Raw genomic sequence first — 13,929 nt, 5'->3', positions numbered from 1 at the left:
TCCTTCTCAGGGAGCTTCGTCCTCCGCGAGGGTCGCCGACGGCGGTCGGATGCACGGTTGCACCTCGGTCGCGACGGGGGGCCACTCATGCCAGAAGCCCCGACCCGGTCCCAGGTCGAGGCTTCTGGCGTTCTTCCATCCACTGAGGCCTGCCTTTGGGCTCGCCGAGTACAGGTGGGGTGAAGGACCTCTCGTCCCGAGGTGTCTAGCCCAGCCCGAGGTGGACGAAGACGAACCAGACGAGGACGGGAACGATGGCGATCATGGCGATGGCCCAGAGGAGTAGTGCTCGGAAGAAGAGCCGCTCGTCCTTGGGTTGGGCGCTTGCCATGAGGAGTGCCCCGCTGGTCGACATGGGGCTGACATCCACGACCGACGAGCTGATGGCGATCGCCGTGACGACGCCGATGGGTGTCAGGAGAGGGTCTATGGCGATGGGGGTCACGATGGGGCTGATGACTCCGAGTGTGCCGGTGGTGGAGGCGAAGGCGGAGACGATGGCAACGACGTAGCTCGTGATGAGTGCTGCAGCCGAGCTGTTGCCGAGGCTGGCGATCCCGGACTGGAGTTCCTCGAGGGCGCCCATCTCCTCCAGCATCCCGACGTAGGTGACGATGCCGGTGACGAGGACGATCGCGGACCAGGGCATGTTCTCGACCGCTGGTTTCTGTACTCCTGGGTCGATGCAGATCAAGGCCAGGGCCACGATGAGCGAGGCTACGCCGACGTCGAGGCCCGCGACAGTGGTGAGGACCAGGAGTGCGACGATCCCGAGCAGGGTCAGGACGCGCATAGGGGTGACGGCGACCTTGATCGGCCCGGTGGCGACAGGTTCTTCCGGCACGGCCAGCGCTGTATCACTTCGTACTCGTGTACCAGCGGACTCGAACTCGGTGTCGGCGCCCACTGATGGGCCACCCGGCCCGGCCGAGTCCGCTGCTGCTGCGTCGACGTCGGTGCGGAGGGTTTCGTGGTCGTTCTTCCTCAGCTCGCGGCGTCGCATGATTGCTTGCACAAGGATGTAGGCAAGAGCGGCGAGTACGGCGTTGAAGACGAAGCAGTAGAGGTAGAGCTTGAGGGAATCAGCGGAGGCGCCGGCATCGTCGAGCATCACGTTCGCCAGAACACCGAAGGGATTCACGGGTGAGAAAGCGCCGGCATTGGCGCCCTGAACGACGACGAGCCCCATGGCGAGGGTGCTGATACCGAAGCGCGTGCCGAGGGCGAGAGCCACGGGGGCCACGATGGCGATGGCTGCCGGCGTGAAGGCTCCTGCCGACGCGAGGAGGGCGGTCAGAAGGAACATCAGAATCGGCACGAGAACTCTACGATCGCCGGCGAGGCGCTCAGCCCAATACGCCAGCAGATCGATGGTGCCGTTGATCCGAACGATGGCGAAGAGCAGGGTCGCCCCTACCAGGATGAAGAACAGTCCGGAGGGGAATTGAGCGATGACGTCGGCGATGGGTAGCCCGGCGAGGAGGGTTCCGACCCCGAATGCGGCAACGGTCGCGATGAGGCCCGCATTGATCCGTGTGAAGGACCCGACGGCGAAGGCGACGATGAGGACTGCGAAAGCGATGAGGGACATCGACATGGGAACGCCTAGACCGTCGAAGAGGCAATGATGAGGCTTCCCGCGAGCAGGCGGCCAGCGCCGGCGATGGCCGGTTCATGTCCCAGAGCCTTGAGGATCTCGTACGTGGTCGCCGTCGCTGCGGTGATCACCGGCAAACCGAGCTCGTCCTCGACAGCCTGGACGGCGGGAAGGGAGGGCATCTGGACACAGGCGGACAGGACGATCGCGTCGGCGCCCTCGCGCTTGAGCTGACGCGCGATGTCAGGCAGGTTCTCGGGGTCGAGAGCGCCTACGGCGAGGTTGTCGTCGACCTCGAGGCTCGTAGCGTCGAGGACGGTGATCCCCGAGCCCTGGATGTAGTCGACGACCATCCCGGTGAGGGGCTTCATGTAGGGCGTGATCATGGCAACCTTCGTGGCGCCGATCTCCTGCAGAGTCCGAACGAGGGCGCCGGCACTGCTGGTCACCGGAGCCGGGTGGCCGTTTCCCGCCGCTGCATCGCCGATCACCCGCTCGGATTCCAGGTGCGCCTCGGGACCCTGCGCCATGACTGCCACCAGACAGGCGTAGGCGATGACGTCGACGTCGGCGTCCGACACCGCTTCGGCGCACCCAGCAGCCTTACCGACCATGGCGAGCAGTTCTTCGCGGTTGACGTTCTTCATCCCGGCCCGAGCCGAATGGAAGGTGTACCTGTGGCCCGTGGCCTCCGATTGCCGACGGAACAGTTCTGGGAGTTCCGTCTCCATCGTGGTGTTCGAACTCGGCACGATCAGGCCTACGCGGGATGACCCCGGACGCTTCGGCTCGGTTTCGGTCTCCGCTGTGACGTGCGAAATGCTCATGATCTACTCCACCTCGTTGTGATGTGTGCAACCCACGATGTGGGCGTACAACCCATAGTGTGGGTCTCAACATGCTGTGTCAACCATCACGCATCAGCCGGACGGAAGGGCGCGCTCCGGCGGAAGGTACAGTTAGGCGCGCCGATTCAGCAGATCCAAAGGAGTGTGGTGGTGATTCAGAAACCGCAGGGAGCGTCGCCGCTTCTCGTCCTCGGCAAGGTCACGACCATCCTTGACTGTTTCTCGATCGAGCGACCCGAACCGACACTCCAGGAGATCATTCGAGCGACGAGACTTCCTTCGAGTACGTGCCAGCGTCTGGTGCAGAGCATGGTGCATGAGGGTTTCCTCGACCGTGAAGGAGACCGCTACCGCATCGGCATCGGCCTCGTGCGCTGGGCGACGCCGGGTACGGTCGGCCTGGACATCGTGCGCTTGATCAAGCCGGTTCTCCAGGAACTCCGTGATCAGACCGGGGAAACTGCTTCCCTGTACATCCGCGACGGCGCGTACCGAACGATCGTTGCAGTGGCCGAGACGAGGCACGTCGTGATGCGGCCCTTTATGGTCGGTATGGTGATGCCCCTCCACGCGGGGGCTCCGGGAAAGATCTTTCTTGCCTACGATGACGAAGCGTGGGACGAGCTGGGTGACGGGAGCGCCCATCAACTGGAACGCTTCACTGCATCCACTCCTGAAAGCCTCGACCGGCTGAGGGCGCAGGCCGACGAGGGCCGCGCTCAGGGCTATTTTGCTGCTTTCGGCGAACGCCACGAAGACGTCGGGTCGATCAGCGCTCCCGTGTTCGACCACTCCGGACGCTTGGTAGCAGCGCTCGGTCTCGGTTTCCCGACACAACGGATCGGCGATGAGGATGTCCCCCGCCTGGGACCCGTTGTGGCTCAGGCTGCGGCGAGCGCGAGCAGTCGACTCGGACACTCCCCTCCTGCAACCTGACACCGACCAGTCAGGGGAGCCAGTGCTCCGTGACAGCGCACTCGGAAATGCGCTGGGTGCCACTGGTCCGGACCCTACGACACCGTGGGCCGACGGCGCCGCTGCTGCTTCCGGCCGGGTGGACCAGGCGACCCGGGGGGCTCTCGATCAAGGTCACCTCTCGGAGCTGCCCATCCAGCAGGGGTCATCGGCCGATAGATCGCCGCACGCTGGCGCCGACATCATCGGGAAGCTGCTGGCTCCTTCGTGAAGCACGAACTCCGCATCATGTGGTGTCGCTGGGCCGGGGACGGCTCGAGCGCGGGCGAGCGGCTGTCGTGGTGGACCGTCCTGCCGGCAGGGGTCTCAGGATGACGATGAGCAGGGTCGCGATCACGCCCAGGGGGAGGGAGATCACGAACCAGGCCGGGCGGGAGCGGTTGTTGCGTCCGGCCAGGTAGGCGTTCAGTGCGGCCCAGACGATGGTCGAGATGACGTGAATGGTCCAGTAGTTGTCCATGCGCCCTTCCTTTCCGAGGCGTTCTACGGAGCAATGTGGCGGCTTGGGCCGGGAGTAGTTGTGCGGATGACCCTGGCGCGATGCACGACGAGGGCAACTGCCAGCTTCAATGAGACGAGAACCGCCCGCACTAGCATTTCCCTCGCAGATCACTCCGGGTCGAATGAAGGTGGTGGTCGATCGCTTCGAGATCCGCGACAGCTGCACACAGAAGGACTTGGCGGGTCCCGGGAGAAGTACGGACAGATGTCTGTCGGGATACAGGTGCAGCCGCTCCTAAGATCGTCAGGAGGTTGTCCACGAGAGTGTCCCGGACGAGTTCGAGTTCGGCCTGCGAAGTCATGGTCTGTTTCCTTCGAACGTCGATTGGCGGTCGCTGTCGACCGTCAGGTCAACCGGTGGGGGATGGCCGGGGCACTGCGGGTCGACCGCCTTCGCCGCCGGCGACCCGCCATGCCGCAGCGGACGCTGAGGGCGGAAGCCGGCTTGCCGTCGGTGCTCAGTCCGGAAGATAAGGCCGGTAGGGGTCCAGCGTTCCGTCGACGACGGGCACAAGCAGGTCCACGGATCCTTCGGCTGTGGTCGCCACCAGGGTCGTCCGGGCGCCTGGCGCATCACCGGAGGTCCGGAGCAGCGTCTCCGTCGTGTCGAGCGCAATACTTCCCTGCTCGGCGACGGTGAGACGTATTTCCTCGTCATCGTCGCTGATCGTCAACTCGATCGGCTGGCTGGTGGTGTTCTCGAATGTTCCGAGGATCCTCGCAGGCGCGCCCTCGGCGTCGGTGACGAGAAGGACGCTGCGCAGGTCGAGCGCTCCGATGCTCTTGTCGTCTCCGACAGCGGTGGAGTTCCAGTTGTCCTCGCCCCCGGTCGCACAGGACGAGAGGGCGACGAGAAGGGCCACCGTGCCGCTTACCTGGGCACCCAGCAGGGCAGGCCGCGCACGACGACGGATTCCGCCGCTCCGTAGCTGTCGTTCCGGCTGCCTTCGCTGGTGTCGGGGGAGTCGCATGGTCCGGTCCTCTGCGGTGTCGGTGATCGGGCGGTCTCTTCGACCGTAGGTCCGATCATCGAGAGGGGACACCGCTGGGACAGCACTGCAACCAACCCTTCACCGGATTCCGGGCTGACTCCCAGTCGGCGGGGAGCAGGCGCCCAGCTTCGGAGGAAGGACGACTGCCGGAGCAGCCGGAGGGAGGTGAGCGAGGTCGGCAGTCGGGCAGGCGCCCACCGTCGCCTTCAACCGCTACAGGTCGGCGGACGCGCCGATGGGCTCGAGGACGACGTCCGGGTAGTCCTTCGTGAAGTGGCCCACCTTCCACTTGTCCCCGAACACGGCGACCTTCTCGCCGTCGGACCGTGACAGGATCTCGCCGCCGCGGAAGGTCTCGGGGACGCCCTGGCTCTCGGGGGCCACGCGCATGGCGAGGGTGTAGGAGAGGTTGTCGAGCGAGGTGGGGGCGTTGAACTCGGTGCCGAGGCGCTGGGCAGCGACCTCGAACTGCAGCGCCCCGACAGCGGCGAGCACCGGTGCCTGGTCACCGCGGAGGTCGGAGCGCAGCACCTGGACCACGCCCTCGTGCTCGAGCTGCTCGATCCCGCGACGGAACTGCTTGTACCGCCCCGGATCCTTGGCGCGCGCCACGGCGAACAGCTCGGGGGAGAAGCGGGGGATGTCCGGGAACTGCACGGGCTCCTCGGCGAAGAGGCTGTCACCGACGCGGAGGCTCGTCGCGTTCACCAGCCCGACGACGTCGCCTGGCCAGGCCGTGTCCACGACCTCGCGGCTGCGGCCGAGGACGCGGTGCGCGTACTTGGTGGCGAAGGGCTTGCCGGTGCGCTGATTGGTGATGACCATGCCGCGCTCGAAGGTGCCCGAGCAGATGCGCAGGTAGGCGATGTGGTCGCGGTGGGCGCTGTCCTGGCCGGCCTGCACCTTGAAGACGAAGCCGGACATCGGTGCGTCGATGGGGCGCGGCTCGTCGTCGCGGGAGGGGCGGGGCGTCGGGGAGGGCGCGACGTCCACGAGGATGTCGAGCAGCTGCGACACCCCGAAGTTCTTGGCCGCCGCGGCGAAGAGGACAGGCGTCTGGCGGGCCGCCTCGAACTCCTCGCGGTCGAACGAGCCGTTGGAGGACTCGACGAGTCCGGATTCCTCCCGCGCTTCGAGCCAGGGTCCGGCGTCACGCGGATCGAGGGCGTCGATGTCGATGTCCGTCTCTTCGGCCGCCTGCGCACCGGCCTCGACCGCCTCGAGGGCGATGGCCCGCTCGGCGCGGAGATCCAGCAGTCCCTGGAAGTGGCCCGCGATGCCGGCCGGCCACGTGAGCGGCACGGGTGTCATCCCGGTGCGCTCGCCGACGTCGTCGATCAGGCCCAGGGCGTCCAGGCCCGGCCGGTCCCATTTGTTGATGACCGTGATGATCGGGATGTTCCGTGCCTTGCAGACAGCCAGCAGCTTCACGGTCTGCGGCTCGAAGCCCTTCGCGGCGTCGATCAGCATGACGGCGGAGTCCACGGCGGCGAGGACCCGGTAGGTGTCCTCCGAGAAGTCCGCGTGCCCAGGGGTGTCCACCACGTTGAGGATGGTGTCGCGGTAGGTCAGCTGGAGGGCGGCGGAGCTGATGGAGATCCCGCGCTCCTGTTCGATGCCCATCCAGTCGGACACCGTGGCATGGCGGCTGGACTTCCCGTGCGTCACGCCGGCGTCCTGGATGGCGCGGGCCAGCAGGGCGAGGGCCTCGGTCAGCGTCGACTTGCCGGCGTCGGGGTGCGAGATGACGGCGAAGGTACGACGGCGTCCGGCCTCACGGCGGACGGCATCGGCGTCGAGGACGGGGGATTCGGTAAGCAGGGCCACGCTTCCATTGTCCCCGATCGCGCGGTGCGGCCCGTCGGGGTGCTGCCGGTGTTCGCTGTGCGCGTGGGTACCGGGGACTACCCTTGGAGGCAGATCATGGCGTGCGGCTACCGGGAGGACGTGATCGCATGACCGATCAGGTATCGGAACGACGTCCGGCCAGGGGGTCGGTCCATGCCGATCTGCTCGCGCAGTACGGACTCGGCGTGGCCCTCGGCGAGGTATTGCCGGTCGGGTCCATGCCCCAGCCCGCCGCACCTTCGGGCGCACCCGCCGCCCTCCAGAACCTCGTATCTCTCGCGGTCCAGCTCTGCAATGCCCAGTACGGCGCGATCAATGTCATCACGGAGGACGAGTTCCACCAGATCGCCGCCCTCGGCCTCGAGCCGCTCATGTGCGCACGGGAGGACTCGCTGTGCGGGCAGGTGTTCAGGTACGGGCACACCGTGGTCGTGGCGGACTGCACCGAGGATGCCCGCTTCCGCGCCAACCCCTTCGTCGACGGACGCTTCGGGGCCGTGCGTTTCTATGCGACGACGCCGCTGCTCACCACGGAGGGTGTCCCGCTGGGAACGCTCTGCATCTTCGACGAACACCCGGGCGAACTCACGGAGCAGCAGGCCGCAGGACTCGAGACGCTCGCGGCCCAGGTGGTCGACGTCCTCGACCTGCAGCTCCGGACGCGCCAGCTCGACGCCACCGTCTCGGAACTCCGCCGCAGCAACGAGCTGCTGGGCGAGTTCGCCGGGCGCATCAGCCATGACCTGCGCGGCCCGCTGACCAACGTCGTGGGGCTGGCTGAGCTCGCCGAGGACGAGCCGGCACTGCAGGAGGGGACCGCCGGCACCTACTTCAAGCGCATCGGCGCGAGTGCGCTCCGCATGTCCGCGATGGTGGAGAACCTCCTCGGCTACTCCCGGGTGGGGGGCGCCACGCGGAGGGACCCCGTGTCCCTCGCCGAGGTCGTGTCCGCGGCCGTCGACGACCTCGGGCACCATGTCGACGGCGTGCGCGTCACCGTGGACGACTTCACCGGCCACGCGGACCGCGAGCAGCTCCGGGTGCTGATCCAGAACCTGGTGGCGAATGCCGTCGCGTACGCGCGGCCCGGATTGCCGCCGAGCGTGCACATCACCGGCTCCGGCAGCCCCGCGTTCTGGCGTCTCGACGTCGCCGACAACGGGAAGGGCATCCCGGAGGAGGACTACGACCGCGTGCTCGAGCCCCTCGTCCGACTGGAGCGCGAGGGTGATCCGGCGGGTACGGGGATTGGCCTGGCGACCTGCGTGCGGATCGCGCAGGCCCACGACGGACACCTGGCGTTCGACCGGACGCCCGGCGGCGGGCTCACGGTGCGGGTCTGGTTCGGCTCCGGGCCGGGCTGAGCAGCCCGGTCAGCCTGCGGCGTCGACCTGCAGGTGCTTCGCCAGGACATCGCGCACGGATGTCCAGTCCTGCTGCCCGTAGCGGTGGTTCGCCACATGCTGCAGTTCCGCCTGGCCGCTGAACATGCTGACGAAGTACTGCATGCCCTGCCACGCCGGGAAGGTCGCCTCCTCGTCCCTGGACAGGCGGCGACCGATCCGTGCGGCACCGGAGAGCATCGCCGTGGTGCCGGCCCACTGCGTGCCGAACGGCGTGCCGGTGAGCTCGCCCATCATCCGGGCGATGCTGCGCGCCGTGACCCGGTCCCCCGCGACCTCGACGACGCGGGGTGCGGCGTCGTCGAGCGCCACGTGCGCAACGGTGCGGGCGACGTCGTCCTTGGTCGTGAAATCGAGCACCTGGTCCGGCGAGGACCAGTAGAGCACCTTCTTCCGCGCGAAGAGGATCATCGGCGCCTGGCCGGTGAGCATGTCCGCGAAGGCGCCGTTCAGCACAGCGGTGGCGCGCACCGGTGCGGCGTCCAGGTCGGCGGCGAACTCGCGGCGCAGTTCGAAGTTCCGGTTGGTGCCCGGGCTGACGCGACGGTAGTCGGCCGAGTAGTCGGACGGGATGAAGCGTGGGACTCCGGCCTCGACGGCCGCGGCGAGCAGCGCCCGCTGGGCATCGAGGATCACGGCCCGTGCGCCGCTCACCGCGGAGACGACGACATCGGCACCCGATAGCGCGGCGACCAGGGCCGCGTGGTCCGCGTAGGCGGCCACCCTGATCTCGACGCGGTCCTGCTCGCCGTACAGGGACTGTGCGGTGCCGCTGCCCGGGCGGGTCAGCACGTGGACGACGGCGTCGGGCCGGGCGGTGAGCAGTTCGCGGACGATCCGGCGGCCGAGGTCGCCGGTGGCGCCGGCGACGAGGAGGGTGGTCATGGTGAGGTGCTCTTCTCTGTGGGGGCGGTTGCTCGGGCACCGGCGGGACGCCCGCGGGCCGAGAGGTGGGGTGCGGCGGCGGGTTGGCCTGCGCCTGGGACGGGCCCGAGGCAGGACTCGACGGCACCGGCATCGAGGGCGACGCGGGCTAGGAGGCGGCGCAGCTGCGTCTGTTCCTCGCTGCCGAGGGCTCGCAGGAGGGTTCCCTCCACGGCGCGGAGCGCTGCTCGGGCCGAGGTGAGGACCGCCCGGCCCTGATCCGTGGGGAGGACCCGGCGGATGCGGCGGTCCCGCGGGTCGGGTCGGCGCTCGACCAGCGACGCCTCCTCCAGTGCGTCGATGACATAGGTCATCGCGGTCTTATCGATGCCGAGGCGCTGCGCGAGGACGAGCTGCGAGGCCGGGTCCTCGGTGGTGATGGCCACGAGGACCTGGTACCCGCGCGGCCCGCCGGGCACGTCGGCGACCGCACCCGTGGCGATGCGCGAGAAGCCCTGCGACATCGCCTGCACCGACCAGCCCAGCTCGGTCTCGATGCCCCCCGCATCCCAGTCGATGTCGCCGCCGCGCGGCGGGGCGGAGGGCTCGGGAGGCGAATCAGGGAAGGGTGAAGCGGTCATACCGTCAATCGTAGCAATGAAAGATGATCTTCAAGCGAGACGATCTGCGGCTAGGATGATCTGACGCCCGCCGGTCGGAGACCCGACCACCATCAGAAGGATCCCATGCCCGACGCACAGCCCTCCTCGACGACTGAACACCCGACCTCAGCCCTCAGGCGCGATGACCATCCCGCCGTCACGCCGTTCATCCTCGACATCCCGGAGGCGGACCTCGACGATCTCCGGCGGCGCATCCTGGCCACGCGCTGGCCGGACCGCGAGACGGTGCCGGACACGACGCAGGGGCCACGGCTGGAGAAGCTCCAGGCCCTGGCGGACCACTGGGCATCCGCCTACGACTGGCGCCGGACCGAGGGGGTGCTCAATGCCTGGGGCCAGTTCACCACCATCATCGACGGCCTCGACATCCACTTCGTGCACGTCCGCTCCGGCATCCCCGGCGCCCGCGCCCTTCTGCTGACCCACGGCTGGCCCGGGTCCGTCCTGGAGTTCCGGCACGCCGTCGGGCCCCTGACGGATCCCGAAGCCCATGGCGGCGACGCAGCGGACGCCTTCGACGTCATCATCCCGAGCCTGCCCGGCTTCGGCTTCTCGGGCCGGCCCACCGGAGCCGGCTGGGACGCACAGCGAACGGCCAGGGCCTGGGCCGTGCTGATGGAGCGGCTCGGCTACGCCCGCTGGTTCGCGCAGGGCGGTGACCTCGGGGCGTCCGTCACGACCGAACTCGCCGCTCTGGAGCAGTCCGAGGGCATCGGCCTGGCCGGCATCCACCTGAACATGGCGCTCTTCATGCCGTCCGAGGAGGAGATGCGGGCGGCGTCGGAAGAGGAGCAGGCGATGTTGCAGGAGGGCGGGTACTACTGGCAGACCCTCTCCGCCTACTCGCAGCAGATGGCTACACGGCCCCAGACGATCGGCTATCCGCTCGCCGACTCGCCCGTCGGCCTGGCGGCCTGGATCTATGCGATGTTCCAGGACGTGGGCGGTGCGCACGGACGGCACGGGGATGCGGAGGCGATCTTCACCCTCGACGAGATGCTCGACGACATCATGCTCTACTGGCTCCCGAACACCGCGGCGTCGGCAGCGCGCTTCTACTGGGAGTCCGGCAGGAACGGCTGGGCGACTCCTGGGACGCTCGAGGACCCGCTGACCCTGCCCGTGGGACTGAGCATCATGCCGGGCGAGTACGTCCGCCGGTCCCGGCGCTGGGCCGAGCGGCGGTACACGAACCTCGTGCACTTCTCCGAGGTGGCGGACGGCGGCCACTTCGCCGTGCTCGAGCAGCCGGAGCTGCTCGTCGACGACATCCGCGCGACGTTCCGTTCGCTGCGCTGATCGACCGGTGCCGCCGGGCTGCGATGCTGCGGCGCCGGGCGCCCCGGGAGGAAGTGCCGGACCCGGTGACGCGCGGCGCGCGGGCTGTGGCGCGGCCGTGGCGGGATCTCCCACCGGTCACGGCGCGGAAGGCCTGATCGGCGCTCCGCCCCGCGACCGGAGGGTGCCGCCGGGTCGGGCGTCCGTGGTCTGGCCGCGAGCCCCGCGACGGGTGCCGGCCGCGCAGAGCGGTGGTCCGCTCAGTCGGCCGCGAGCCCCGCGACGGGTGACAGCCGCGCAGAGCGGTGGTCCGCTCAGTCGGCCGCGAGCCCCGCGACGGGTGACAGCCGCGCAGCGCGGCGGGCCGGCAGCACCGAGGCCAGGAGCCCGGCCGCGACGGCGACGGCCAGGACCGCGCCGATCTGTCCGATCGGCACCGCGGGAGCGACCGCCGTGATGCCGCCGAGGGCCGACTGCGTGCCCAACCACCCGTACAGGATGCCGAGGCCGGATCCCAGCAGCGCGGCGACGCCCGCGATGAGGACGGCCTCGACCGCGAGCATGCCGCGCAGCTGCCCGCGCGTCAGCCCGAGTGCGCGCAGCAGCGAGTTCTCGCGGCGCCGCTCCAGGACGGACAGGGACAGCGTGTTGGCGACGCCGATGAGCGCGATCAGCACGGCGACGGCCAGCAGGGCCGTCACGATCAGCAGCATGACGTCGATGATCTGGTTGTACGCCAGGCGCTCGATCACCGCCCCGGACACGTTGTACTCCGAGACCCCCGTCGCGGTCACGATCTCCGACTGCAGGTCGGCCGCGGCCGTACCGTCGAGCCCGTCGACGAGCCTGAGCCAGAACGTGGCGCCGATGTACTCGGCGAGAGTCCCGTCCCGCAGGGCCTCCGGTGGCGCGGACGCCGGGTCGAGGCTCGGCCCGAGGAGCGTGGCGAGGGCGTCCGGTGGGGTCCCTCCAAGCTGCTCGGCCGTCGCCGTCGTGATGAGCGGGAGGAAGAACGCGGCATCCGTCGACGTGACCGGCAGCGTCGCGGAGCCGTTCCCGCCGTCGAGCGTGACCTCGTCCTGCTCCCAGGACTGCGGAGCGAGCACCTCGCCGTCCATCAGCTCCAGGCCATCGGCGCGCAGCACGCCCGCCACGTCGGCCGGATCGGCGGAGTAGACGAGCAGTTCGCCGTCCTCGGCGCTGGTGAGCATGACGGGAGTGACCTCGACGGCATCGAGCACGCCGTCGACCGCGAGAAGGGTCCGTGCGTCGACGGTGATCCGCCCGGCTTCCGCAGGGGTCGCCGTCGCGCTTCCCGGCCCGGTGACCTGGAGGTCCACGGCATAGTTCGCCTCGAGTTCGCGGTCGAAGGACGTGCGTGCCGTCTGGGCGCCGACCATCATCGTCGTCACGAGCGTGACGCCGACCATCAGTGCCGCGGAGGACGCCGTGGTCCGCGCGGGGTTGCGCACGGCGTTGACCGAGGCGAGAGACCCCGGGACCCCGAGTGGACGGGCGAGGCGGCCGATCGCCGCGACGCTCGCCGGGACGAAGAACGGCGCGAGGAGGATGACGCCGAGGAAGGAGAGGGCGCCACCGACGAGTGCCGGCACGAGGGCCACGGCCACTGCGCCGAAGGCGAGGAGCGCGCCGCCGAGGAGCAGTGCCACGAGACCGAGGGCGAGCCGGGTCCGGCCGCTCCTGCTGCCGGCCGCCGGCGGTTCGGCGGGACGCAGTGCGGCGAGGGGTGCCACCCTCGTCGCGGCCCGGGCGGGGACGAGCGCGGCGAGGACCGTCATCAGGACTCCGACGCCGATGCCGATGACGACGGCGGAGGGCGGTACCGCCAGCACCGCGAAGGATCCGAAGGAGGTCCGCCCCGCGAGGCCGACGAGGGCGGCCATGACCCCGACGGCCAGCAGCACACCGAGTACGGACGCCACCAGGCCCACGACGGCTGCCTCGACCAGCACCGAGGTGCGTACCTGCCGCCGTTCGGCCCCGATGCAGCGCAGGAGGGCCAGCTCCCGTGTGCGCTGGGCGACGAGGACGGAGAAGGTGTTCGAGATGACGAGGGCCGCGACGATCACGGCCACCGCAGCGAAGGCGAGGAGGATGCCGGTGAGGATGTCCCCTCCGCTCGAGAGCTGGGCGACGTCCGCCGTCGTCTGCTCGAGGGCCGTGCGGACCGTGAACGTCCCCGGGTCCGATCCCGCGGGACCCTCGTCCGCGGTCGCGGTCGCGGCGGCCGCGGCCTCGTCCAGCACGGACAGGGCCGCAGCCGTCACCGCCTGCTCGTCCGCGCCGGGCAGGAGGGCGAGCTGCACGTTGCGGACGGACGCGGTTCCGCCGTTGCTCCCGCGCACCACCTCCGGTGAGGCGAGGACCTGGACGACGCCGGACAGGCTGGGATCGGGGCTCGGGGCGTAGAGGCCCGTGACCCTGAGCGGCCCGGCCGTCGGCGACCCCTGCGCGTCGGGGACACCGTCGAGCACCACGGTGTCCCCCGGGGTGATGCCGAGCCGCTCGGCGGAGACCTCGTCGAGCAGGACCTCCTCCGGAGCCTGAGGAGAGGATCCGCTGGAGACCGTCGAGTTCTCGAGGGCCGCCGGCGCGGTCGTGGTGAGCGCGGCCAGCGACGTCTGGGCGCCCGTGGCCAGCTGGGCGTAGGTGCGTTCCTGGCCGTACGCCGCCTCGACGCCGTCGAGCCCGGCGAGGGGCGCCACGGCATCGGCGGGGACGGGCGCGCCGTCCAGCCCCGTGACCACGAGGTCCGCCCTGGCGTAGGAGGCGCCGATGCTCTCCCGGAGGCTGGCGTTGGTAGTCGCGTTCACCATGAGGGTCGCGGAGAGGAAGGCGACGCCGAGCACCACGGCGAGGCCGACGGCCACGAAGCGGCGCGCGTGCATGCGGACCTGCGCGAGGGCTACCTGCAGCACG

11 protein-coding genes are annotated in these 13,929 nt (G+C 69.5%); 3 read left to right on the top strand and 8 right to left on the bottom strand.

What is annotated here, in order from left to right; all coding sequences use genetic code 11:
* Nucleotides 1–205: 205 nt before the first annotated feature.
* Nucleotides 206–1,597, bottom strand: coding sequence for an SLC13 family permease (locus ACTIMO_RS02705; protein WP_448181408.1), 1,392 nt, complete (start codon nt 1,595–1,597; stop codon nt 206–208).
* Between the two features lie 8 nt (nt 1,598–1,605).
* Nucleotides 1,606–2,424: a maleate cis-trans isomerase family protein gene (locus ACTIMO_RS02700; RefSeq protein WP_055766537.1), complete on the bottom strand. Its 819-nt coding sequence runs from the start codon at nt 2,422–2,424 to the stop codon at nt 1,606–1,608.
* A gap of 168 nt (nt 2,425–2,592) precedes the next feature.
* Between ACTIMO_RS02700 and ACTIMO_RS02695 the strand changes: the two genes are divergently transcribed.
* On the top strand, nt 2,593–3,381 hold the full coding sequence (locus tag ACTIMO_RS02695; RefSeq protein ID WP_162237502.1) for an IclR family transcriptional regulator: 789 nt from the start codon (nt 2,593–2,595) through the stop codon (nt 3,379–3,381).
* A 265-nt stretch (nt 3,382–3,646) separates the two neighbouring features.
* On the opposite strand, the gene ACTIMO_RS02690 is transcribed toward ACTIMO_RS02695, so the two are convergent.
* The 3 genes from ACTIMO_RS02690 to ACTIMO_RS02680 all read right to left on the bottom strand — a co-directional run bounded on the left by ACTIMO_RS02690 (nt 3,647) and on the right by ACTIMO_RS02680 (nt 6,740).
* Nucleotides 3,647–3,880: a hypothetical protein gene (locus ACTIMO_RS02690; RefSeq protein WP_055766540.1), complete on the bottom strand. Its 234-nt coding sequence runs from the start codon at nt 3,878–3,880 to the stop codon at nt 3,647–3,649.
* Between the two features lie 499 nt (nt 3,881–4,379).
* Complete coding sequence (locus tag ACTIMO_RS02685; protein WP_448181407.1) at nt 4,380–4,784, bottom strand: hypothetical protein; 405 nt, start codon at nt 4,782–4,784, stop codon at nt 4,380–4,382.
* Between the two features lie 342 nt (nt 4,785–5,126).
* The gene (locus ACTIMO_RS02680; RefSeq protein WP_422390837.1) at nt 5,127–6,740 is read right to left on the bottom strand and encodes a peptide chain release factor 3; all 1,614 of its coding nucleotides are present in this window, start codon (nt 6,738–6,740) and stop codon (nt 5,127–5,129) included.
* A 128-nt stretch (nt 6,741–6,868) separates the two neighbouring features.
* On the opposite strand from ACTIMO_RS02680, the gene ACTIMO_RS02675 reads away from it, so the two are divergent.
* Complete coding sequence (locus tag ACTIMO_RS02675) at nt 6,869–8,125, top strand: GAF domain-containing sensor histidine kinase (RefSeq protein ID WP_448181406.1); 1,257 nt, start codon at nt 6,869–6,871, stop codon at nt 8,123–8,125.
* Nucleotides 8,126–8,134: 9 nt separating this feature from the next.
* Here the strand turns inward: ACTIMO_RS02675 and ACTIMO_RS02670 are convergent, their stop codons facing one another.
* A complete protein-coding gene (locus ACTIMO_RS02670) occupies nt 8,135–9,049 on the bottom strand; it encodes an NmrA family NAD(P)-binding protein (RefSeq protein WP_448181405.1) in 915 nt (304 codons plus the stop codon).
* Nucleotides 9,046–9,669 carry a MarR family winged helix-turn-helix transcriptional regulator gene (locus ACTIMO_RS02665; RefSeq protein WP_055766580.1) on the bottom strand — a complete coding sequence of 208 codons (624 nt, stop codon included), beginning with the start codon at nt 9,667–9,669 and terminating at the stop codon, nt 9,046–9,048. The genes ACTIMO_RS02670 and ACTIMO_RS02665 overlap by 4 nt, the downstream gene beginning before the upstream one ends.
* Before the next feature lie 105 nt (nt 9,670–9,774).
* Here ACTIMO_RS02665 and ACTIMO_RS02660 point away from each other — a divergent pair, with 105 nt between their 5' ends.
* Nucleotides 9,775–11,010 (top strand): epoxide hydrolase family protein, encoded by a 1,236-nt coding sequence (locus ACTIMO_RS02660; protein WP_448181404.1) that lies wholly within the window; start codon nt 9,775–9,777, stop codon nt 11,008–11,010.
* Between the two features lie 293 nt (nt 11,011–11,303).
* Here ACTIMO_RS02660 and ACTIMO_RS02655 read toward each other — a convergent pair whose 3' ends face one another.
* A complete protein-coding gene (locus ACTIMO_RS02655; protein ID WP_448181403.1) occupies nt 11,304–13,928 on the bottom strand; it encodes an ABC transporter permease in 2,625 nt (874 codons plus the stop codon).
* Nucleotide 13,929: the final 1 nt, after the last annotated feature.

This window comes from Arthrobacter sp. CP30, from assembly GCF_053470025.1.
This window is presented reverse-complemented; position numbering and strand designations above follow the sequence as displayed.